General features: G+C 34.6%; 22 protein-coding genes. 11 read left to right on the forward strand and 11 right to left on the reverse strand.

Annotated elements, in window-relative coordinates; all coding sequences use genetic code 11:
• The first annotated feature begins 237 nt into the window (after nucleotides 1–237).
• Nucleotides 238–2,682 carry a hypothetical protein gene (locus ABX784_RS08780; RefSeq protein ID WP_372654650.1) on the forward strand — a complete coding sequence of 815 codons (2,445 nt, stop codon included), beginning with the start codon at nucleotides 238–240 and terminating at the stop codon, nucleotides 2,680–2,682.
• An 88-nt stretch (nucleotides 2,683–2,770) separates the two neighbouring features.
• Here ABX784_RS08780 and phnE read toward each other — a convergent pair whose 3' ends face one another.
• Genes phnE through ABX784_RS08795 form a run of 3 tightly spaced genes read right to left on the reverse strand, consistent with a single transcriptional unit; the run spans nucleotide 2,771 to nucleotide 5,546 of the window.
• On the reverse strand, nucleotides 2,771–3,847 hold the full coding sequence (gene phnE, locus ABX784_RS08785) for a phosphonate ABC transporter, permease protein PhnE (protein ID WP_372654651.1): 1,077 nt from the start codon (nucleotides 3,845–3,847) through the stop codon (nucleotides 2,771–2,773).
• Between the two features lie 13 nt (nucleotides 3,848–3,860).
• Nucleotides 3,861–4,619 (reverse strand): phosphonate ABC transporter ATP-binding protein, encoded by a 759-nt coding sequence (gene phnC / locus ABX784_RS08790; protein ID WP_372654652.1) that lies wholly within the window; start codon nucleotides 4,617–4,619, stop codon nucleotides 3,861–3,863.
• An 18-nt stretch (nucleotides 4,620–4,637) separates the two neighbouring features.
• A complete protein-coding gene (locus ABX784_RS08795) occupies nucleotides 4,638–5,546 on the reverse strand; it encodes a phosphate/phosphite/phosphonate ABC transporter substrate-binding protein (RefSeq protein ID WP_372654653.1) in 909 nt (302 codons plus the stop codon).
• Between the two features lie 294 nt (nucleotides 5,547–5,840).
• Between ABX784_RS08795 and ABX784_RS08800 the strand changes: the two genes are divergently transcribed.
• The 4 genes from ABX784_RS08800 to ABX784_RS08815 all read left to right on the forward strand — a co-directional run bounded on the left by ABX784_RS08800 (nucleotide 5,841) and on the right by ABX784_RS08815 (nucleotide 8,753).
• The gene (locus ABX784_RS08800; protein ID WP_372654654.1) at nucleotides 5,841–7,448 is read left to right on the forward strand and encodes a C25 family cysteine peptidase; all 1,608 of its coding nucleotides are present in this window, start codon (nucleotides 5,841–5,843) and stop codon (nucleotides 7,446–7,448) included.
• A gap of 68 nt (nucleotides 7,449–7,516) precedes the next feature.
• The gene (locus ABX784_RS08805; RefSeq protein WP_372654655.1) at nucleotides 7,517–7,729 is read left to right on the forward strand and encodes a hypothetical protein; all 213 of its coding nucleotides are present in this window, start codon (nucleotides 7,517–7,519) and stop codon (nucleotides 7,727–7,729) included.
• Nucleotides 7,730–7,739: 10 nt separating this feature from the next.
• Nucleotides 7,740–8,294 carry a hypothetical protein gene (locus ABX784_RS08810; RefSeq protein ID WP_372654656.1) on the forward strand — a complete coding sequence of 185 codons (555 nt, stop codon included), beginning with the start codon at nucleotides 7,740–7,742 and terminating at the stop codon, nucleotides 8,292–8,294.
• Nucleotides 8,295–8,309: 15 nt separating this feature from the next.
• Nucleotides 8,310–8,753: a hypothetical protein gene (locus tag ABX784_RS08815; RefSeq protein ID WP_372654657.1), complete on the forward strand. Its 444-nt coding sequence runs from the start codon at nucleotides 8,310–8,312 to the stop codon at nucleotides 8,751–8,753.
• A gap of 31 nt (nucleotides 8,754–8,784) precedes the next feature.
• Here ABX784_RS08815 and ABX784_RS08820 read toward each other — a convergent pair whose 3' ends face one another.
• Nucleotides 8,785–9,648, reverse strand: a complete 864-nt coding sequence (locus ABX784_RS08820) for a glycerophosphodiester phosphodiesterase family protein (RefSeq protein ID WP_372654658.1) — start codon at nucleotides 9,646–9,648, stop codon at nucleotides 8,785–8,787.
• Between the two features lie 96 nt (nucleotides 9,649–9,744).
• Nucleotides 9,745–11,361 carry a hypothetical protein gene (locus ABX784_RS08825; protein ID WP_372654659.1) on the reverse strand — a complete coding sequence of 539 codons (1,617 nt, stop codon included), beginning with the start codon at nucleotides 11,359–11,361 and terminating at the stop codon, nucleotides 9,745–9,747.
• A 21-nt stretch (nucleotides 11,362–11,382) separates the two neighbouring features.
• Between ABX784_RS08825 and ABX784_RS08830 the strand changes: the two genes are divergently transcribed.
• Nucleotides 11,383–11,604: a hypothetical protein gene (locus ABX784_RS08830; RefSeq protein WP_372654660.1), complete on the forward strand. Its 222-nt coding sequence runs from the start codon at nucleotides 11,383–11,385 to the stop codon at nucleotides 11,602–11,604.
• On the opposite strand, the gene ABX784_RS08835 is transcribed toward ABX784_RS08830, so the two are convergent.
• Nucleotides 11,576–12,679, reverse strand: coding sequence for a phosphatase domain-containing protein (locus tag ABX784_RS08835; protein WP_372654661.1), 1,104 nt, complete (start codon nucleotides 12,677–12,679; stop codon nucleotides 11,576–11,578). The two genes, ABX784_RS08830 and ABX784_RS08835, sit on opposite strands and share 29 nt — an antisense overlap.
• 58 nt (nucleotides 12,680–12,737) lie before the next feature.
• Between ABX784_RS08835 and ABX784_RS08840 the strand changes: the two genes are divergently transcribed.
• Nucleotides 12,738–13,472, forward strand: a complete 735-nt coding sequence (locus ABX784_RS08840) for an MgtC/SapB family protein (protein ID WP_372654662.1) — start codon at nucleotides 12,738–12,740, stop codon at nucleotides 13,470–13,472.
• Here the strand turns inward: ABX784_RS08840 and ABX784_RS08845 are convergent.
• Genes ABX784_RS08845 through ABX784_RS08855 form a run of 3 tightly spaced genes read right to left on the reverse strand, consistent with a single transcriptional unit; the run spans nucleotide 13,469 to nucleotide 15,223 of the window.
• Nucleotides 13,469–14,644 (reverse strand): Hsp20/alpha crystallin family protein, encoded by a 1,176-nt coding sequence (locus ABX784_RS08845; RefSeq protein WP_372654663.1) that lies wholly within the window; start codon nucleotides 14,642–14,644, stop codon nucleotides 13,469–13,471. The two genes, ABX784_RS08840 and ABX784_RS08845, sit on opposite strands and share 4 nt — an antisense overlap.
• On the reverse strand, nucleotides 14,641–14,940 hold the full coding sequence (locus tag ABX784_RS08850) for a hypothetical protein (RefSeq protein WP_372654664.1): 300 nt from the start codon (nucleotides 14,938–14,940) through the stop codon (nucleotides 14,641–14,643). The genes ABX784_RS08845 and ABX784_RS08850 overlap by 4 nt, the downstream gene beginning before the upstream one ends.
• Nucleotides 14,918–15,223, reverse strand: a complete 306-nt coding sequence (locus ABX784_RS08855) for a hypothetical protein (RefSeq protein WP_372654665.1) — start codon at nucleotides 15,221–15,223, stop codon at nucleotides 14,918–14,920. The genes ABX784_RS08850 and ABX784_RS08855 overlap by 23 nt, the downstream gene beginning before the upstream one ends.
• Before the next feature lie 250 nt (nucleotides 15,224–15,473).
• On the opposite strand from ABX784_RS08855, the gene ABX784_RS08860 reads away from it, so the two are divergent.
• Together ABX784_RS08860 and ABX784_RS08865 are read left to right on the forward strand one after the other, a co-directional pair.
• Complete coding sequence (locus ABX784_RS08860) at nucleotides 15,474–16,418, forward strand: hypothetical protein (RefSeq protein ID WP_372654666.1); 945 nt, start codon at nucleotides 15,474–15,476, stop codon at nucleotides 16,416–16,418.
• Between the two features lie 7 nt (nucleotides 16,419–16,425).
• Nucleotides 16,426–17,307, forward strand: coding sequence for a hypothetical protein (locus ABX784_RS08865; RefSeq protein ID WP_372654667.1), 882 nt, complete (start codon nucleotides 16,426–16,428; stop codon nucleotides 17,305–17,307).
• On the opposite strand, the gene ABX784_RS08870 is transcribed toward ABX784_RS08865, so the two are convergent.
• On the reverse strand, nucleotides 17,304–17,969 hold the full coding sequence (locus ABX784_RS08870; RefSeq protein ID WP_372654668.1) for a hypothetical protein: 666 nt from the start codon (nucleotides 17,967–17,969) through the stop codon (nucleotides 17,304–17,306). The genes ABX784_RS08865 and ABX784_RS08870 overlap by 4 nt on opposite strands.
• A gap of 105 nt (nucleotides 17,970–18,074) precedes the next feature.
• Here ABX784_RS08870 and ABX784_RS08875 point away from each other — a divergent pair, with 105 nt between their 5' ends.
• Entirely contained in the window at nucleotides 18,075–19,361 is a 1,287-nt protein-coding gene (locus ABX784_RS08875; protein ID WP_372654669.1) for a hypothetical protein, read from the forward strand.
• On the opposite strand, the gene ABX784_RS08880 is transcribed toward ABX784_RS08875, so the two are convergent.
• Nucleotides 19,358–20,230, reverse strand: a complete 873-nt coding sequence (locus ABX784_RS08880; protein ID WP_372654670.1) for a hypothetical protein — start codon at nucleotides 20,228–20,230, stop codon at nucleotides 19,358–19,360. The genes ABX784_RS08875 and ABX784_RS08880 overlap by 4 nt on opposite strands.
• 143 nt (nucleotides 20,231–20,373) lie before the next feature.
• Between ABX784_RS08880 and ABX784_RS08885 the strand changes: the two genes are divergently transcribed.
• Nucleotides 20,374–21,366 (forward strand): inosine/guanosine kinase (locus ABX784_RS08885; RefSeq protein ID WP_372654671.1); only part of this gene is annotated, 993 nt, incomplete at its 3' end.

Below are 21,366 nucleotides of genomic sequence, written 5' to 3' on the forward strand. Positions count from 1 at the left end.
ATCAGCTTCTTATAAAAAAGTTGTTAGAAGTATCCAGGCGGGAGTTATTCCTGAGAGAGATGATGTTGCAAAGCTTAGAAGGTCTATTTACACACTTATAATGGAGTTCAATAATAGATTTTAGTTGGCACTGATATTGCTTTATATACATACAAAGCATGTCATATTTTATGTTACTTAGAGATTCAACCTAATACTGTACAAGTTTTATACAGTGGTTAGATTTAGGACACTTTTATGAAAAAATTTATTTTAATCATATTTACACTCTTCATCAGCTACTCGGCCATTGCAGGTAGTGTTTCAAATAAACTCCCGCTTGGCCTTGTTGAGCAATTATATGAGATGTCTCTTTGGCAAGACTCATTTGATGAAAGCGGTACTGTTGAAAATATTGAGTTAAATAACTTTTTAAATGGATTAAACGCCATCGAAGCAGATATTCCTTCGTATAAAGTTGTAGATAATATGTTTGGTAGTGAGGGGACTTATAACCACTTTTCAAATTTATACTCTGTAAAAGTCCAAATAATTAGATATCTTCGTGATGTAAATATTGATGAATACTCTAGAGACAAGGTGAAGCTAGTTAACTCTGCTTGGAAAACACGATACGTTAACTCTTTTCTATCTCTGGTTAAGCTAAGTAAAATTACTGGACTTAAGGAAATAGCACAGGCGTTTGAAAAGAAATTAAATAATGGTGATCTAACGATCATAGACCTGTCTCCAGACGCTAGAAAGTTATTAGCTAGAGAATCTAGTCATCATGAAGATAATCTATTAGCAAAAACTAATAAGAGGTTTAATGTTTCGGGTGTTTATATTGCAAATAGAAAACTTTTTGCAATTGATTTTGCGCGTGACTCTATAGAAGAGACAATTATTACTTTTGTACATGAAATGATACACGCTGCAGACCCCGCTCTAGATAATGCAAGGAAGAGCTTTATTGAACTCCTACCTAAGGCGAAAAATATACTTCAAAAATGGACTGGCAATAGTGAGATTGTAAGTGAAATAAACTTGAACTTCTTAGATAATGTCTTTTTTGAAGGTGATGATAATCATTTGAATAAATTTTATAATGAAAAAAATGAGAATACTTTAAGAGACCTTTCTGCAAAGTTAGATGTGGATACTCTTCCTGATCATGAAGTTGCCATAGTTAAAGAGTGGATAGGGGCAGCATTAAGATTAAGTGTATTTAATGAATATCATGCATATGGGAAATCTCTACAGTTTTTAAAAGAGCTTATTGTTGATTTTAATATTGTAAAAGGTAAGGTTTCGACTCATAAAAAGCTTATAGAGCAATTCATTCATGGTGATGATCTCTTCGTTGCTAAACTTGCGATGGCCTCTAACCCATTTTCTAACTTAAAAATCTATGCGCTAAGATATAAGAAGGATAAAGAGTATTTCAATAGTTTTAGAAAACTCATAAATTATTTAGAGTATCTGTTTCTTCTAGAAATCAAGGAAACTGTTAATTTAGATAATGATCGTTACTCTAAGTATTTAAGCTCTCTTGTAACTGATGATGAAGAAACTCTCACTGAGATTAGACAGACGTGGAATCAAGTTGAAGATATTGAAACAAGTTTAAATCCATATGAGCTTATTACATCAAGATTGACGAATGCAACTATTGTTAAGATTAAAAAGAATCTTGGTCTCATAACAAATAGTTTAGATAGTAATATATCAAAGCTCCAGACTACAACAGCTGGTGTTCTAGATCTACATGACGTAAGCGATGCAGAGTTAAAGCTTATAGGCATTCAGTGGAGTGGCTCTCCTTTTCAAAGAGTTGACGACTCAGTGAAAGCGATTGTTGAATCTTCTCTTGAAGAAATTTCGATTGATATTAAGAAGTACTTTGAGCTTATGCCTTGGAGTGAAGATATTTATTTTAAGAACAGAGGGTTAGTATATATTCAGGGAGATACTGTTTCTCAAAAGTTACTTAAGTTAAATGTTTTAAGAACATCTTTATGGATTGATCACAGCTTTTCAGCATGGACTGACACTGTTCTTGGAGCTCGAGTTTTATTAGAGAAAATAAGGTCTGAGGTTTACTTTAGTTCTGAAGAGATTTCTGATACTAGAGCTCAACAAATTGAGGAAGCTCTTATTGTTATTCTAGAAGGGTCTGGAAACGATCACGATAAAATCAATCAACTTACTCATCTCTTTGAAAATCTTATAAAGCTTCATTCAAATGCTGAAGATGAGGATATGCCTGAGATTGCGAAGAGTCTTTTTTCTAAGATTGCAGCTATACGAAATGCCCTGCAGAGAGTAGGTGTTCATGGTACGAAGAAGATTAGTGCAGTAAAGGAAGATCTATTAAAGTCCCAAGAGCGTTTCAATGCTCAGCTTATTCCATACGTAGAATACTGCTCTGATAAGAGTCTTAAAATACTGAATGGACAAGGTCAGTTGAATTCAAACGCTAAATTCAATACTGATAGTGGTAAAGAGTTTAATATGATGCTTACATGCTATAATAATGAGTTATATGCTGTTAGACAGCCAAATGACTTTACAGACTATATGACTACAACATTTACGAGTGAAGGAAAGCTTGCAGCTAAAATCTTTAAAGGATCTCGTAAGATCTTAATATCTCCAGTAAAGGTAAAAAAGAAAAAGAAAAGAAGCTGGTTTTCTTTTTAGTTTGTCTCTAATGAATAAATTAAGTTTCATATAATAAAAAAGGCCCTGAATTACCAGGGCCTTTCCTATTTTAAATGTATTTAAAGTGTTACTTAATAGCTTCTCTAATTTTAGAAGATAGGTAATCCATTATCCAAACAATAGCTGCAATGATGATTACTAGAAGTCCAACTTCATTCCACTTTGCTAGACCTTGGTACTGCATAAGCATTGTACCAATACCACCACCACCAACTAGACCAATTACAGTCGCCATTCTAACGTTGATATCCCAACGGTAGATTGTGAATGATAGGTAAGGTAGAACAATTTGAGGAACAACTCCAAACCAAATTACTTGGATTGGGTGAGCACCAGTTGCTGTCATCGCTTCGATTGGACCATTTGAAATGTTCTCAATTTGCTCTGAGTATAGCTTTGAAAGTGAAGATACTGAGTGCAACCATAGTGCAAGCATACCTGCGAATGGTCCAATTCCAACCCATACAGAGAAGATAATTGCCCAAACAAGTGGCTCAATTGATCTTGAAACGTTTAGGAAGAATCTTACTACACTATAAATAGCTAGCGTTACTTTAGAACCGTTCATAAGGTTTCTAGCTGCAAAGAATGCAATAATAAATGCCATTGGAAGAGCAAGCATTGTTGCTATGAATGCCATATAGATAGTTTCAATCGCCGCAAATAGTGCTTCTTCAATAATTGCAAAATTAGGATTAAAAAGAGCAGTGAAAATTCTTCTAGCTCCATGTAGTCCACTTGAAGATAGGAATTCTGTGATACTTACTTGCGAGATGAAGATCCCAGATACAAAAGTAACTATAAGAAGTACATAACCAAGCATTGTGTATGGCTCAGATAGAACAGTTCTTTCTGGTCTACTTTCGTATAACCCTGAAACAGCTTTACCGATTGATACTCTTGTAAAGAATAGCGCTAGAGCTACTACTGCACCAATACCTACTGCTAGGAGCGGTTGGCTCCAAGTAAATGTAGAATATCTTGCACCAATAACGATTTTTTCATAGATAATCTTCCATGAAGCTAAAATCATATAAGACCAAATGAATAAATCTATTGCATAAGCTCTTACTACTTTTTTCATTTTCTTAAGGCCTGCGCCTTTATTTTCACCAGGAATGGCATCTTGTATTAATGTTGTCATTACTTACCTCTAGTTAGTCAATTGTAACTTCTACAGCTTCTTCACCGTAGATTGTTTTAAACCAGTTCTCGTCAATTTCTAAAGGCTGACCTTCATAAATTAACTTACCACCTTTAAGTGCAATAACTCTTGAAGCATATTGTCTTACTAGTGATAAGAAGTGGAGGTTACATATTACAGTTACACCTAGTTCTTCATTAACTTTCTTAAGGTACTGCATTACAGAGTGAGAAGTTGCAGGGTCAAGAGACGCTACAGGCTCATCAGCAAGAAGTACTTTTGGGTTTTGCATTAACGCTCTAGCAATAGCTACACGTTGTTGCTGTCCACCTGAAAGATTGTCAGCTCTTTGGTTTTCTTTACCTTCAAGTCCTACAATCTTAATGAATCTTTTAGCCTTTTCTCTATCTTCTTCAGAAAAGAAACCGAAGATAGAATTGAAGATTCCTGTTCTAGATAATGATCCAGAAAGAACATTTGTCATAACTGTTTTTCTTGGGATCAGGTTGAAGTGTTGAAAAATCATCCCAACATTTGATCTAAGAGTTCTTAGTGGTTGTCCACTAATGTGAGTTACGTCGTTCCCTTCAAAAGAAATAGAACCATGGCTTGGCTCATGTAATCTGTTGATACATCTTAGAAGAGTTGATTTTCCTGATCCAGATAGTCCAATAACAACTAGGAACTCACCTGGAGTTACATCAAATGAAACGCCTTTTAAAGCATGTGTTCCATTTGGGTATTTCTTGTGTAAATCTTTAACATTAAGCATTTTTTTGTCTTCCGTTAATTATTTAAGTTTAGATTCAATATCAATTCCAACAGACTTAATCATTGATCTAAGTCCGTCATAATCAGCATCAGTTGTGTCTACAATACCTTGAACACTATAGATATTCTTGAAGATACTTTGACCAGCGTCAGTAGCAATGAATTTCTTTACAGCTGCAATGAATTTCTTTGTAATTTCTGGATCAAGGTCTTTTCTAAATACGAATGGGTCATTTGGTATTTTTTCTGTAATTTGAACGATTTTTACTTTTTCTTCAACATCTGGAAATTGAGTTCTTACTCTATCTCTAGCGTCTCTGATTTTACCGTCTTCTGCAGGGGCAGAGTAGTATGTTGCACCAGCGTCTACCTGCTTTTGGTAAACCATAGTGATTACGTTATCGTGCTTAATACCAAAAGTTGTATTTGAAAGCTCAACGTTGTTATCTTTTAATATTTTTAATGGAAACATGTAACCAGAAGTTGATGAAGGATCTGTAAAAGCAAATTTCTTACCTTGAAGGTCTTTTACAGAGTTGATTCCACTATCAACGTGAGCAACAATTTGACCTTGATAGTAGTCATGTCCGTAACGAAGAACTCTAAGTTTTGCAGTCGCACCATATTTTTGGTGAGCTAGGATATAACCAAAAGAATTCATAACACCAATGTCAGCCCTCTTAGATCCAAAAGCTTCTACAACAGCGATGTAGTTAGTAGGAATACCTGTCTTAAAGATAAGTCCTGTTTCTTTTTCTAAGAATTGAATGAACTCTTGAGAATTAGAGGCAATAGTGTCAGCGTCAACTGATGGAGTAAAGTAGAGCTTTACAGGGTTGTTGGCAGAACCAAGTTTTGCTTCATTTACACAACCTACAAAAAGGACTGTAGAGAGTGCAAGAAGAAGTGCTTTCTTCATCGTAAACATGTGTTGTCTCCTAGATTTATAAATATAAAACAATTCAATAAGTTATAAATTTTTTCGTTAGGCCTATTTATCATGAAATGTTTGATAATGTCAGTTAGGTTTTCCTAAAAATAGACGGAAAGTGAAGAATCTGTAATATTTTCTGTTATTTTAACCTAATATGACGCTTCGCGACTTCGTGTTTGTGAAAAATATTGGAATTTTCTTCCATTTATGTGTGCCTTTTCCTACTTATTCAGCCTTCTGAAACTTTATTCCGTTACGAGATATATAGACTTATCAAAGGAAGAAAGTATGCAAAAGGTATTGATGACCTTAATTATTATAACTATTTCTCAAATAGCTTTTGCTGATCCTAGTGTTAAACAAAAAGTTACTAGTAATGGTCAAGAGTTAGAGATCCTTTGGGACTTCAATAAGAGTGACATTTCCATAAAGAAATCTAACTTGGAGTCACCATTCCTTTTCAAAGATATCGCTATTCACTCCTGGCAACAGGCCAAAACACCGGGTGCACCAGCACTACCTTTTAAGTCTTTCTTAATCATGGGAAGTCCAGACGATATAGAGGTTTACTTAGATGCTAAAGAGGTCTCATTCATTGAAGGACTCATTCCTTCTCCTGCCCAGGAGATGCCTTGCCGATGTGAAGTCGTTCCATGGAAGTTTTCAGCCGATTACAAAGAAGACCAATATAGTAAGGAGTCTCTTTCACATATAAAGAAAGAGTTCTTAGGAACCTTTAAAGGTAAGTCGATTACTAAAGTCATGGTATTTCCTGTTGCCTATAATCACTCTAAAGGAGCCAGACTCATTACAAGCGCTAAGCTTAGTATAAAGACTATCAACAAAAGACTTAGTTTTTTTAAGATGAAAGCTACTGATAAAAACTATAATATTTTTGCTCACAGAAGATATCAAACAACTTTGCAATCTCTGATTGAGCTTAGAGAGCAGCAGGGATTTACAGTCAATTTCTATCCTTTAGATGAAGTCGGTAGTGACTTTATTGAAATTAAAGAATTTATTCATTCTCTTTATAAGAATAAACCATTTTCTTATTCTCTAATTATTGGACATGAAGAAGAGTTTCCTACTGAATATGTTATGACTCAATTTGATACTAGAACTCCATCAGATATGAACTATTATACAATGGATGGAGACGACGATGTTATTCCTGATGTTTTATACGGAAGATTGTCGGTTTCTAATACTGAAGAGCTTACTACAGTGATCAATAAGACTTTTGAATTTGAAAATAGAAGTTGGAGATTGCCAGCTGGGAAAAATGAGATGATTGCGATTGCCTCTGACGAAGGAAGTGCACCTGATGATGTTGAATATGTTAGAGAAATGCAAAGGCCACTAAGTTCAAAATTTAACTGGAATAGCAACGAGTTTTTTCAAGCTGATGAAAGTGGGAGTGCTGAAAATATTTCATCTCAATTAAATAGTGGAAGTATATGGCTTAATTATATTGGACATGGAACTGGCCATGAATGGCCTTCTGTTTATGGGCGTGAGTTTACCGTTGCAGATATTGTTAATGATGAGGATGGCGTTGTAAGACCTGTCGTTATTGATGTTGCCTGCCAAAATGGACGCTATAGCAATGAAGGTAGAATGGGGGAGACTTTTATGAGGGGAGGAAATCATAAAGGTGGCGCAGTGGCCTACTATGGGGGAAGTGTTGATATAAGTTGGGACCCTCCGGCCATTATGGCAATAGGTATAAATAAGGCAGTAAGTGAGAATAATCAGAGGCATTTAGCTGATGTTATTTTTGAAGGTCAGAGCTATCTCCTTGAAAATATTGATGATCGAGAAGCTGCTCTAGAAAATCTTGTCTGGTATCACTTACAAGGAGACCCACTCCTTAATCTTAAAAATCTTAAGTAACTACCTAATATTAAATAATTTACATATTCCCTCGCAATTTATTAAGATTTGGGAGGGTATAATAAGGCATGGCCTTAAATGTGAAGATTCTATTTCCATTAGATCACCCTCCAGTCACTAAACATAATGACGAGCCCGTAGAGCTATCTGCAACTGCAAGTGAACTTGATACCGCTAAAGAGAACCTTCATAAAGATCACCTTCTTGAAGAGGAAGAAGATCATATTTATAAGGATGGTCCACTAGATCATAAAAAGAAGAAGCTAAATATTCTTACCTAGGGAGAAGGATATGAAATGGTTCTCTGTGAAGTTCTTATTTGTTGTTATTTTTAGTATTAGCTCATATGCCATGTCGTGGGGGGAAGTTCCTGGTTGTTATCAGACAGTAGTCTACAATGATAGTTATCTAGAAAATAGCGCCGATAATTATTCCGTTATAAATTTAAATGAAAACCCTCTTTTCTTTATCTCTGTCGATGAAGAAGAGTACATCGTTCACTCTGCAGTAATTTATAAAGGAAATACTAATTACCACTATCAAGATATCTACTTTGAAGATGGGGCCACTTCTAATAATGGAGGCTTTCTAAAGAGTGATTTTAAGGCGTATGTACGGTATAGATTTTCTCCTGAAAAAGTTTTAAAGCTTTCTAATCAATTTAGTATCCGCCACGTTGACGGCAATACTTATGAAGTTGTTGCTTTTCAAAACATTAACTTTGAAGGAAAGTCTTACTTAGAGTCAGGACGATTTGTCTTGGAAAAGATAGATTGTTATGATGATATTGAAACAGAAGAAATTTTCTCTAGAGGAATTGATTTACCTTTTGAGCTAGAGCTATGAGTATAGGATTTGATTTTGAAATTTTTAATAATATGTAGTGCCACCTTATTTATGTGGAGTTCGATTGGTCAAGAGTTTGAAGTTAAGGAAAACTCTGGGCTTAATAAATTAGAGAGAATAAACTCAATTGAAAAGCATATTGTTTCTGTTGATAAGACAATTCAGGATCTGAAAAAACACCTTGATGATAGGCCAGACTTTAAGGGTTTAAAAAATCTTATAGAGGACCTGTCTATAACTCAAAAACTAATTAAGAGTGACGTTGATAGTCTTCGTTCAGAAGACATATCTCAACTAAAGAAAGATATAGAGTTCATAGATCAACAAAAAGTTGAGAAACTAGTAGAGAAGTTTATCAAGTATCAAGAAGATTCTGAGAAGCGTATAAAGCTTTTAGAAGAATCATTAAAAGAAATTAATGAACAAATTAAAAGGGTAGACTCACCTATAAAGAATTAAGTTAAGTGACTAGGTAATCTTTCTGTGTAGTTCAAGGATTTATTCGATCTGTGAGAAGAAAGTCTATATTGAGACTTTTTAATTTTTTAATCTTTTTTTTCTTGTTAACAGTCCATCCAATTACTGGAATTTCTTTTAGTTTTGTTTCTTCTAATAATGAGGTTAGATACTTCCAAAATCGCTTCCTTCTACCTATTACTCTATACAATGGCTCATGCCCTAAATATAACCCTGCATTAAGAGATATATAGTCATGTGTGATTCCTATATTATCGATATACTTAGGGTAATCTGTAAGAGGTTCAGAACCCCATTTACCTTCTAAAGAATATTTCAACTCAGGGATTAAGTTACGTAGTTTTAACAGAAGCCTTGGATTTGTATTATTTATGATAATTTTGTTAAGTACTTCTTGATTTGCGATTGAATTAGTGAAGTTTATTAAAGTTGGTATGATATCATCTGTCTGATCTTTTAAATCAATCCAAATGAATTTAATCTCTTCACTATCAAAAAGTTTTTCTTGTACCTCTTTGAGTGTTGTTAGAGGCTGTGGCCTTTTAACTTTCTTCACTATCAGATTGCTAATTGGAAGAAGTGTATTTTTTTTAATCACACACTCTCTTGCTTCGGCCAATAACATTTCAGAGATTGGTTTCTTACAGGTTGAAATCCTTCTGATTGAATTGTCATGTGCAAGAACAAATTTTAAATCTTTTGTCTTTTGAATATCGAATTCAATCCCATTGAAACCATTTTTCTTGGCTTTTATTAAGCTCGCTAAACTATTTTGAGGGTAGATATGATCTTTCCAGATACCTTTGTGGCTTACCATCATAGTACTTGCATGAGATGAAATGCTAAGTATTGTGAATAGAAAAATAAGCTTCAACACTAAGTATCCTTGAATTATATTGTAGAATACCTGAGTGATATCTTAACTTTTAAATGGTTGTCATGAAGTAAATAGAATTGATGTATTTATTTCATCTTAAGATAGAGGGTAGATAACGTCTACAAGGTCAAGCCTTGGAGCCATAAGTAGAGTAATACTTCTGTGTAATAAAATATTTGGAATTTTATTTTCTAGTGCTAAAACTCTCTTCAATGCTGGATGCTCAATATCTTTTTCTTTAACTCTAGTTGTCTTATGTAGAATTCTTTCTAGTCTCGATATGTAGAGCCAGCTATGGTCCTGAAGTACTGGAGGCAAATCAGGGAGAATGACCTGGAATCTATCTAGCAGTGTGGCCCTAACCTTTTTGTGTTTTTCTTTCATAAATTGAAAGACTAAGAAATAGAACTCACTGATGACTTCCCATTTCGTGTCAGCTAAAGCATCGTGTGCCATTTGAATATGGTGATAGGCAAGAGTGAAGTCTTTATGATCAAAGGCAACCTGGGCCATCATGTAATCTCTAAGACCCAGCTTAAAGTTTAATGGTGTAGTTTTTAGTTTTTTACTCTTTAATTTGATCGTAATATCTTCCCAGATATTAGTGTGTTCTTCATAGTCTCCAATAAACACTTTTGGGGCCTCTCCTGCAATAGATAGGCATTTCCCTTTGCTCGGGTTCATTGTTAAGACTTGAACCGAGGAAGGTGTAAGTGTATCTAAGCACCAGTCACTGCCTTGTTCTGTTGCTTCTGCTCTAGGTGTACCCATTGAGACAAGTACATCTAAATCACTTAATCTTTTCTTTTTTAAAAGTTGTTTTATTTTCTGATTTCCAGAGCACGACCTCATGGCATTATGAGGAGCTATTGCATACGGATGATAATCTGCTGTACTGAAATCACTACTTAGAATATCGTTATTGAAGTAGGTCATCTCACCTTTTTGTATTTCTCCTGAAGTGTATTCTAATTTATTTCCCATCAAGTCAGCGCTTAGCCATCTTCCATCAGGAAAAGTCATGTTAAAACACCAGGTGGTTATTCCTTCAGCTTTTTTTAGTATTGAAAGTGCATCCTCAAGAGTTTGAGTATTGAAAATAAGTTCATTTCCAATATCAAAAACTGAGCGACCGCTAATATTTAGAATATCTGTAAATTTCTGGTGAAGTGCTAAGGTTACTCCATATTCATTCATTGAGCTTATACTTGGAAAAGGAAATCCTGTACTTGCAAATGAATAGACTTTTGGAAGATCTGGAAAGTCATAGAGAATAGTTCTCTCGTACTTATCAAAACTACTAACTAGAGGAAAATCTAGGATTCTACCATGTGTCGGAGACTCCTCTTTATCATCCCAGAAAAAGAATGATGAGCAGCCTAGCATTGAGCCACTAATAGATGGTAGCCACCTACTTAGACATGAGCTTAGCTCAGGTAGCAGAAGAGTAAAAACTAACTCTTTAGATGATATTCCTAAACCCTGTGAGTAGTTATCTAACCACAGTTTATAAGTTGAGTTTTTTTCTTGTTGATGGTCAAAGAAGTTGGCAGCCAATTCCTGAAGTATTTTGTCAATCTTTGGCACACCAAGGGAGAGTACCGTTTGCATATGATTTAAAAGAAAAGAATGCCCATCACGATCTTTAATACCAAGTTGGTAAAAGCTTTCTTCAGCGCTTCCGATAAGTTTAACAAGCTTAATTGGTTCCATCTGCGACCTAAGGAGGATTAAATGGATATTTTAACTGTTTTTAACGATCCAAGCAATCAAACTATACAAATTGTTTTCTTAGTATTTGCTGTTGTAAGACTCTACCTAGAAGTCATAGGTTTTAAATTTGAAAATCTACCTATAACTTCGAAAATGGGAGATGGAAAAGGGTTTCATCGCACTGGACTCTATTTTAGTATCGGCTATATTGTGTTTACAGCACCGGGGCTTCTGATGGCTTAATATGGGTTGGAATTCCATCGTATAACTCAATTACATTATTATCTAATTTAAGAACAGGGTTAATGGATACTTCTTTTTCATTGGCCTTCTTTCTTATGTAAATCTTTACGTGACATTTTTCTTCACGCGCTGAGATCATTGAACCTAGTTGATAGAACTTACTTAATACTTGAGAGTTTTGTTTCTTGTTAAATTGGAAAGAAGGGTCTTTCTTAAGTGAATTCCAAAGCTTCCAGGGCTCAATTTCTTTATTAAGAACCTTGTATAGAGTTAAATAAATAATAGGGTCAGACTCAAAGTTATCTCCCATTAAAACGAGCTCGTTAGGAATACCTGTCATCATGAGGATATCTAGCAGATGGTTTAGCTTGTAAAGGCCCTGAATCTTTAAGTCTTTAGGCGTGAGCTCTCCCTCTATGATTGAAAAAACTCTTCTGTAATCTTTTAAGAATATTCCTGCTGTAAAAACTTTATTTTGATAAAGCCAATCTCTCATTGAGTCTTCATAAAAGTGAGGCGATGCCGAGAGAATAAATGGGTGATAACCATCAGAGATATAATTTGTGAACAACTCAACTGAGTTTGTTACTGTAGGAAAAGAAGATAGAGGCTTTGTTAATGAATTATAAACTTCTTTTGTACTTGAGTACTTTGTATCAACTAGTGTCTTATCAAAGTCACAAATGATGAGTTTCTTATGACCTTGAATAACTATAGGTATGAAACTCCCAAGGTGTACCTGAAGGCCCTTATTCTTTTTGAGCTCGTAAGCTTGAAATACTGTAATATCCTTTCTTTCACCGTATAAAGGAATTTTAAAATTGAAGTTACCAAAGTGGTCTGAGTCATAAGTTTTCTTGAAGACTTGTTCTTTTTCTTCATTAAGTCCAATAAGTCTGATTCTAAACTGTGAAGATCTCAGTAGTCTGAAGTCTTGAATTGGAAACTTAGGTGTAAAGGATGAGAGATCAACAACCGCAGGGCCACGCCATTCCTTCATCGTGCAAGATGCTTTTACTGAGATATAATCATCAGTTTTAATCGCTAAAAAATGTACAAGGTTTGGTCTTTTCATAATAGATCTTCTCAGTAATAATAAAGTCTTGCTAGTATTCTAAGATAAAGGTTAAAAAATGCAAATACATATGCCAAACGATATATTCATTGAACTTATTGGTCCAGTTAACTTTTATGTTGGAATGGGAATTCAAATCCTCACCGCGTTACTTCTTGGTGGACTTGTTGGACTTGACCGTGAGCGTAAGATGAAGTCTGCCGGAATCAAAACAAATATTCTTATCTGTCTTGGTGCCTGTCTTTATACTGCTATTTCTCTGATTCTAGTTACGGAGAGTGCTACTACTGATATTTCAAGAATACCGGCCCAGATTGTTAGTGGAATTGGTTTTCTTGGTGCAGGTGCGATTATACAAAGTAGAGGGCATGTCATTGGGCTGACTACAGCAGCTACTATTTGGGTCGTTGCAGCAATAGGGCTCACTATTGGTGCTGGTTATCCGTTTGTTGCTATTTTATTTACGCTTACAATTCTAATTATTTTAAAATTATTAAACCCATTCTATAATTTCATCATGCTTGAAAAAGATAATAAGCCATACCATGTAGAGATTCTTTCTCATGGCCGTGTTAAGCAGCAAGTTAAACAAATGATTCTTCATGAAGTTAACGATATTAATCAATTGAGTGAAGAAGTTGTAAATGTTGAAACAGATGAACGTATTCTTCACGCATATATTTCTATCCACCCGTCGAGAATGAAGTTTTTAAGTAAAGAGTTAAAAGCTATTTTAAAAGTTGAAAAAGTGAATTTTTATATCACTGACTATGACCCAACGTCTGACGACTAAAGAGTGGCAATATTAAAAGTTAATACGCCATCATGATATTTCTGAGTAACTTCTTTAGAGTTCAATAAGTCTTCTGTAGGTATTTTCTTAGAGAAGATTTCACTCCTACTAGATTTGTTTTTAGTTCCATCTTCAGATTCAATAGAATCAGAGAATTTTCTTGTCAATGTAATCGATAAGTCTCGGCCTTGTGCAGTTAGACGAACATTTTCTTTTTCATACTCTGGGACTTCTAAGCTTAACTCATAAGCACCATCTAGTTTTGTCACGGTAGGCTCAAGAGCTGTGATGCTATAGAAACTATTTTCATCTTTATTTTCTATATTTGCTTTAAATTTCATCTGGCTATTAAGAAGTGAGTTTATTTGATTTGTGAATCTACTTTTAATTCTATCTAGAACACTCTGGTGCTCTTTAGAAATATTAGAGTACTTCTCTTTGAAGCTCTTATCTTCTTGCAATAGGAGATCTTTGTGTTGAGCCGTCATATTTTGCATTTCTGCTAGCTGAATATTTTCTAGTTCTTTTCTTTGAGACTTTAATTTGAAGTTTTGGTTGATGAGTTCATTCTCATGTTCCATTACTATGTTTGCATTTTTTCTAGCGTAATCTTTCTCTGCTGTTCTTTGCTGAGATTTATGTGTTCTTTCTTGGCTGAGTAGTTTTCTATCATTTTCAATACTTTTCTCATCGGCCATGATTTTATTTTGAAATGTAGCTTGTGATATACGCTCAAGATTCTCAGTCTCTAGTCTTCTAAGTGTATCCTGAGTTCCTGTATTAATATCATCTGCAATTGTGTTTACTCTTTCAAAAGTATCATTGAATTTATTCTCATAAACTGAGTTTAGATCTTTTATTTTTTCTTGATTGTTCTTTGTAAGTAACTCTTGTTCTTTATCAAGTTTTCTTTTTGAATCGTCAAAGCTCATTTTTATATTGCTTAGCCTTTCTTGCTTTTTTACAAGCTGCTCTGCAATTTCTGCTTCATTTTGATCTCTAATATCTAAAAGCTCTGCCTCTCCATTATACCTTTCGTTGTACTTCTTTTCTTCGTACATCTTGTCGAGGTTTTCAATCTCTTTTTCTCGTGAAGATATTAGGTTTCTTTGAGAGTCGTTTAGTCTCTCTAGGTGCTTTTTAGAAAATTGTAAATCACTATCTAATTTCATTTTTGTGCTAATACTCCAGAGTTCTCTTCAGGTCCAGGGCATAACTCTTTTTGATCACCCGTGTGTCCTACACACATCCAAGATCTTAAAAGGTCAACCTTTAATGAGTTATTACCACCATGATAACTGATATAGCTAACTGGGTCTAACGTAGATGTCACTAGGTAGCCATTTTTATCTAAAGGCATTCTTAACTTAGACTTTATATAATATTGGTAAACTCTATATTCAGCACTAGCATTTGTTGAGAATAAAAATGTTAAACAGATTACTTTAATGAAGAGTAGGGTTTTCATCTAGGATTCTCCCTTCTACTAAATTTAAAAATGCTGATATAAATAGGTTTCTTTCAATGTCATTCATTGAAAAAATAACCGTTTTTTGTCTCTCAAGTGATCTATGTTCTGAGACTCTTTTAAGGATCTTTTGTGCTTTTTTCTTTTCTGCGTCTGTAAGCTTTTTGCCCTGCTCTTTATGCGTATTAATCCAAGAGCTTTCAATGATTGGGTAATGTCCGTGTGTTGCCATTTCGATTAATGAATTCATTGACGGGGACTTTCTTTGGGTTAAATTGTTCAAGCGTTTCTCCTGTTTAACAATCTCATATAAATCTTATAAAATTACTGAAGGGACATTTAGCGGGTAAGTTTTGCTTTTTGTGAATATTTAACAAAAATCAACATGTTACAGAAAAAATAAATATTTTAATTGTGAAATTTACTTAGTTTTCACACATATAGTTGAAAGGCATTAGTGTTTATGTGTAAAATAGTAGAGAATTACATGAGCTTATGAAGAGCTCTACTCATTTTACTCAAGGACGATAGAAATGATCAGGTATTTAGTCTCTCTAATATCCCTCACATTAACTTTAAATACTTATGCTCTTGTTGATTACTCACAAGCTGAGTCCTCTTCAGCTCCTTCTAAGGCACGAGCAAGAGCTCCTAGAAAAGCTTCAGGGATGATTCAAAGAAGTGCACCTTCTAAAGCTACAAGTGGAAGTGGTTCATCTATATTTGGTGGAGATTTTGAGCTTAAGGCCCTATATGATCATCAGTCTATTAGTGAAAGCCAGGCTTCTGGAAGTTTTCAAAAATTAACATTATCAGGCCATTTTCAAACTCAATATAATCTTTATATGGATTTCTCTTATTGGGCAGCGACTTCAGAGCTAAGAAATAATGATGGGGAAGATGAGTCTCTAGAAAATGAAAAAGGAAGACTAAAGTTTATAGTTGGTTTCAATTGGCTACGATTTGGTAGTGCTCAAGAGATGGCCACTGTTGATATTTATGGTGGAGCTCTATTTAAAGGTAGCGGTGGTGTTGCAAGTACTAGAACTGATAAAGTTATAGGTATTGAAACATCAAAAAGATTCTATAACTTCGCTCTAGCTCTTGGATACGAATATCATATCACTGGAACTCCTGGTGCAGAGACTGAAAGTGAGATTGGAAACATTAACTTACTTAAGACTTCTCTCGGTTGGATGGTTTCAAATGATATCAGCTTTACTCTCGAGGGTGGAATGGTAACTCTTGCAAAAAGTGAGAGCACTGATAGAGTTAATAAGATTGATGAAGAAACAGAGTTTTCCTATGTTAAACCTTCTGTTATTTTAGGCCTATCACCAAATGTTGGACTCGAAATGGGTGGCGTGTTTAGAACAAGACGTGCACAGAATACAAATTCATTAGTTAGTGCCAAGCTTTGGAATATCCCAGGTGCTTATGGAAACTCTCTATTTGCAGGTTTGAAAATCAGAATATAAGGACTATATGAGCTTTAAGAAAGACTTCTATTTTTGCTATGAATGCAAAAATCATGTCGAAAATTTAGAAGACTTACTCTTTGTTGAAGCTGATGCTTCTAGATCTTTTTGTTCTGAGAAGTGTATTGAAACATACTTTACACCTGTGACTAATTTCTATGAGTCTATCGAGAAGAAGCTTAGAAAAAAATATGCTGTTGAAACTGAAGATTGTCTAGAGTTTTTATCTGACGTTACAATCATGGAGAAGTCTATGACTGCTCCTGATGAGATTTGGTGTCACGAAAATTCAATAAACGAAAAAGTCTATACTTTTATAAATAAAGTCTCAATTAAAGAAGAACGTCCGTTCTATGTGATTATTCTATGCACTGTGTACGATACATATCCAGGCTATGTTTTACTTTCTACAGTAACAGAGAGTAAGTTTTTAATGGAAGAGTTTCGAATCGGTAGTGAGGTTGATCTGTCTGAACACTTTAGTGATGATCAGGATATAGAAGGCATTGATATTTCCAGTGATGAAGTTGAAAGTATCGAACAAAAGAAATCTGAAATACTCGCCAATCATATTAAGCTCCATTCTCCAGCGGACATTCCTGTTGAAAGTTATGAATTATATGATGAGTACGTTGAAGCAACTATGGATACTCCAGATGAAATCTTTAAAAATAAAGATAAGTCTGGAGATACAATTTATACTTATATTAAAGCTTTTGATAAAGATGGTGTCTCTTTCTTTTATTTTGTTCTTTGCATGAGGATTGATTCGGCATCAGAAGATATTCAAGAATTAATCATTCCAATTCTCAACTTTCCAACAGTTGATGGTGAACTCTATAAGAGTTACCATCAAGGTGAGCAAGTCTCTGGGGCCCTAAAGAATTAAAATACTTTAGAAATATACTGTCCAACACTTTTAAAAGCAGTACAGTACGAAGAGTCTTTGTATTGATCTAGAAATTGAGAACAATAAATATAAGCATCTGGTGATAGAACATATTGATAGAATGGAGAAGGGTAGAAATACGCCTTGTCCTTCATTACCATTGCTCCAGTTATAGAAAAGTTAGTATACCCTGTTCTATTCGTATATAGAGTCACTTTATAAATAGTTTTTGAATCAGAGATCATTAAGCATCTTGGCTCTCCGATATATACTGAAGAGCTTCCACTATTATGAGTTGGAATGATACAGACTTGAGAGTCTGTAATAGGAGTCTTAACTTGAATCCAAACATCTTTCTTATTAGTACTTTGACAGAAAGTGTATTCACCTAAATGAGTATGTGATTCTGCAAATCCACTAACTCCATCAGCTGACCAAGTGCAGTGTGCAATCTCATCAGGTATTGTAGAATCATCTGTAGAGTCATCTGTTGTACTATCTGTTCCCCCAACAGTAACAGTTCCTGTCGTCGTTGTGGGGTTTGCTATATATGAACCAGTAGTATCATAAGTGCCTGTAGAATACGCCGTTCGTCTATCTCTTGCAGTATCACAAGAAACTAGAGTTAAAGACATAAGCATTATTAATGTAACCATTTTCATATTATTTCCTAAGATAAAATAAAACCTCATCTATCTTATCGAATATTATACAAAAAATTTTAGGATTTTTCTTCAGTTTACCTATAAGTTGCCGAAAAGTCGTGTATGAAGGCAATAATTCTCTTCTTCCTTATACTAGTTTCGGCCGCTACGGCGGTAGTTCTAGGAGCATTTGCTCCTTATCATTTTTATTCTAAGGCTTTGTACTCAGGTATAGACTCTCGGTTTTATAAAATAGGTAGAACTAATGAAACTTATCATAAAGGAAGTTATTACAATATAGATCCAATGAACTCAGTTTCTTCTGAGGCCGAAGACTTGTGGGAAGTATTTCACTTCACAGACTTTGAAATCCCTCTGCCAGTTAGGCATCCAATGTTTGTCCTCTTGCCACTTATTGAAAAAAGAAAAGAGAGACCCGTACTAGGCGCCGTGTTTAAAACTCGTGGTGGTCATGAAGTTTCGAGTTTTAAGGTTCTAGAGTCTTTTAAGTTTGATAAAAGGGTAGAGCATCATAAATTACTAGAATTACCATTTTTTAAGAATTACCTCTTAACTATTGATGATAAAACTCTTTGGAAAGATCTCTTTACAAGAGATTTGAATATTCCTTCGGGCAAGTTATTTGATCTGAATTACTGGAAAAGTCTGTGGCGAATCTCTTATCAAGAGTTAGTTTATAATTTATACATTCTTCAGTTAAGGTCAGAGTTTTTTCCAAATAATGCGACTAACCTTTCTTATTACACAAATAAGAGCTTTGGGGTGATTGAGCTCGTAGATAAGAATAAGCTAGACCTAGGACTAGAGGAACTTTTTAGAACAGAAATAATCTACGTCTATAGAGATGGTTTTGTTCATAAATTACTTCTTAAAACACGACATGATCATCTTATTTCAGACTCAATTAGAAAGCGTATGATGAATGCTCTAGAGTATAAGCCTAGTGATGAATCATCTTCAATTGAAATATATGCTAGGTATAAAGGACTTCCATATTATAAGAGAGTATCTCAAGAAGGAATGATATATCTCTATGCAGGGTGGAGTCATGTCACTGATAAAAAAGAGTTTCTTAAAGAAATGATTCAATTTCTTGAAAGAGGCAATAATTCGTATAATTATTTGGCACCTCTATATGATTACTCCTATAGAAAATTTGGGACAAACTTTTCAATTATCAAAAATAATTTAAAAGAAAGCGCTGGTGAAAGATTAAAGAGAAAAGCAATTGAGGAAGAAAGAAAGCAAGATGAAGATATAAAGAATACGAATACATCTGATTTTGATGGTGAGTTTGAAAATGAAGATAAGAAAGTTGAGTATTTTTTGAAAAAAGCTAAAGAGTCTGAAGATTCAGGAGAGAACTCTAATACTCTTTATAAAGATTAAAACTTGTAGGAAAGCCCGGCAAAAACACTTACACCAGATAGAGACTCAATACTAATCTCTGCCCCAGAGTCTGTCTCAATTGGCTCAAGTTCAGTGACTTTAATAGTTCTAACAGATAGTCCTCCGAAAGCTCCTAACTTAGAGTAGGGGAGGATTCTTGCTATACCACCAAAACTATAACCGTATAAAACACCATTGGACTTTTGAACTCCATCTCCCTGACTAACTTGAAAGTCTCCTGAAAACAACAGTCCTCCAAAGGCCGATATAGACATATATTTAAAATTAAATATTGAATAATAAAGGTTCGCTTCAATTGCTAGAGACTTTGCAGATAAGTCTTCATTTGAAGCTGAGAAGTAAGTTAGTCCAAATCCCCAAGATATGGTCTTCATAGGAGCTCTGTGTTCCATCTGTAGCGCCAAAACGCTAAAGGTTGTACTCTCTTCACCAAATTCACTTGAATACTCTTGCCATGCTTCTCCAGCACTTGCTTGGCCTAGTGAAACAGTAAAGTAGTTATTTTCAGATAATTTATCTTGATCAGTTTGAAATGTAAGTTCAACGTCATGCTCTGTGATCTTTGGAGTGTTGATACCACCCTCATTTAGACTATCGAGCACGGCTATATCTTTCACTTGTATATAGGCAACTCTACCTGCAACAATTACTGGAAGTATGGTTCCATCTCTTTTTTCTACTTCTCCGACCTTAATTTTTTTACCGTATGAAATGTAGCCAATTGGCGTGGTAAGCTTTTGATCAGAGAATATAACTGCTTTTGGAACACTTATTACAGCTATCTGAGCTCCAAGTATTTGTGAACAAAAGTTGAATAAGAGTATAAAAAGAGTAATTTTTAGTTTCATTACTAAAATTATATTCTGAAAACTACCTGATTTCAATTATTTGTGTAAGGAAACAATTGCTTCATGAAAATATGACTATAATGGCTTGAGTACACTATCTTTTCATTATAAATTACTAAAAACACGTAAATAATGAGGACACAATGAGATTTCCAGGTAAGAGAAAAACTAAGCACTATTTTCCCGTTTCTGAATCTGGAAGGATATCTTTTGATACTGACTTCTCTAGAAAAGAAAATATCTATCTCGTTGGTATTGATCAACTCCTTGTTGATATAGAAGTTGAAGTAGACGAAGAGTTTCTTGAAAAGTATGGAATTATAAAAGGCGAGTCTTGTGTTCTAGCTAATGAAGTAGTTGAAGAAATATATCAAGATCTAGCTGCAAAAAATAGAGTCATTGGTGAGTACGCCGGTGGTGCAATAGGGAATACCTTACACAATTATTCAATTCTATCTGATGATAAATCTGTAGCTCTCGGTACTATTTGTAAAAATATTCATGTTGGTGACTATGCGTTTAAGTATATTTGTACAACAAGCTCTAAAGTAGACTTTTCTCACTTACAACCTAAGGAAGGAAATATGGCAAGGGCCATGTGCTTTCTTACTCCAGATAGAGAAAGAAGCTTTGCTATTGGCAAAGGTATTATGAATGAGCTGGACTCTGAGTTTATTCCAGAACATATTGTCTCTGGTGCGAGCTCTCTTTTAATTTCTACATACTTACTTAGAGATGAAGAGTCGCCATTATTTAAATCTACAATGAAGGCCTTAGATATTGCTAAGAATTCTAACGTTCCTGTTATTTTATCTCTAGGCACATCTAGTCTTGTCGAAGAGAAGAGGGACTTCTTCTTAGAAATTGTTAAAGAGTATGTTTCTATACTGGCAATGAATGAGCAAGAAGCTGCAGCTTTATTTAACGAAACTGATCCTCTTTTAGCTGGAGAGAAGTCCCTTGATTATGTAGATATGACACTTTTAACAGTTGGTAAGCGTGGACTATATATCTGTGGTCATGTGGATGAGTCTATGGCCAGAGAAACAAGGGATATGATTCACACTAAATCCATTTCAGAATATAATAAATATGAGTATTCAAGAGCGATGAAAAAATCTAAGTGTGCTAATCCA

Source organism: Halobacteriovorax sp. (assembly GCF_041587335.1).
Lineage (GTDB): Bacteria > Bdellovibrionota > Bacteriovoracia > Bacteriovoracales > Bacteriovoracaceae > Halobacteriovorax.

Excerpts from the sequence above, each read along its gene's own strand:
- ABX784_RS08880 (WP_372654670.1), bottom strand. The coding sequence starts at position 20,230 with ATGAAACTAAAAATTACTCTTTTTATACTCTTATTCAACTTTTGTTCA.
- phnE (WP_372654651.1), bottom strand. The coding sequence starts at position 3,847 with ATGACAACATTAATACAAGATGCCATTCCTGGTGAAAATAAAGGCGCA.
- ABX784_RS08830 (WP_372654660.1), top strand. The coding sequence starts at position 11,383 with ATGGATATTTTAACTGTTTTTAACGATCCAAGCAATCAAACTATACAA.
- ABX784_RS08800 (WP_372654654.1), top strand. The coding sequence starts at position 5,841 with ATGCAAAAGGTATTGATGACCTTAATTATTATAACTATTTCTCAAATA.
- ABX784_RS08795 (WP_372654653.1), bottom strand. The coding sequence starts at position 5,546 with ATGTTTACGATGAAGAAAGCACTTCTTCTTGCACTCTCTACAGTCCTT.
- ABX784_RS08780 (WP_372654650.1), top strand. The coding sequence starts at position 238 with ATGAAAAAATTTATTTTAATCATATTTACACTCTTCATCAGCTACTCG.
- ABX784_RS08850 (WP_372654664.1), bottom strand. The coding sequence starts at position 14,940 with ATGAAAACCCTACTCTTCATTAAAGTAATCTGTTTAACATTTTTATTC.
- ABX784_RS08835 (WP_372654661.1), bottom strand. The coding sequence starts at position 12,679 with ATGAAAAGACCAAACCTTGTACATTTTTTAGCGATTAAAACTGATGAT.
- ABX784_RS08870 (WP_372654668.1), bottom strand. The coding sequence starts at position 17,969 with ATGAAAATGGTTACATTAATAATGCTTATGTCTTTAACTCTAGTTTCT.
- ABX784_RS08845 (WP_372654663.1), bottom strand. The coding sequence starts at position 14,644 with ATGAAATTAGATAGTGATTTACAATTTTCTAAAAAGCACCTAGAGAGA.
- ABX784_RS08865 (WP_372654667.1), top strand. The coding sequence starts at position 16,426 with ATGAGCTTTAAGAAAGACTTCTATTTTTGCTATGAATGCAAAAATCAT.
- ABX784_RS08810 (WP_372654656.1), top strand. The coding sequence starts at position 7,740 with ATGAAATGGTTCTCTGTGAAGTTCTTATTTGTTGTTATTTTTAGTATT.
- ABX784_RS08875 (WP_372654669.1), top strand. The coding sequence starts at position 18,075 with ATGAAGGCAATAATTCTCTTCTTCCTTATACTAGTTTCGGCCGCTACG.
- ABX784_RS08840 (WP_372654662.1), top strand. The coding sequence starts at position 12,738 with ATGCAAATACATATGCCAAACGATATATTCATTGAACTTATTGGTCCA.
- ABX784_RS08805 (WP_372654655.1), top strand. The coding sequence starts at position 7,517 with ATGGCCTTAAATGTGAAGATTCTATTTCCATTAGATCACCCTCCAGTC.
- ABX784_RS08825 (WP_372654659.1), bottom strand. The coding sequence starts at position 11,361 with ATGGAACCAATTAAGCTTGTTAAACTTATCGGAAGCGCTGAAGAAAGC.
- ABX784_RS08860 (WP_372654666.1), top strand. The coding sequence starts at position 15,474 with ATGATCAGGTATTTAGTCTCTCTAATATCCCTCACATTAACTTTAAAT.
- phnC (WP_372654652.1), bottom strand. The coding sequence starts at position 4,619 with ATGCTTAATGTTAAAGATTTACACAAGAAATACCCAAATGGAACACAT.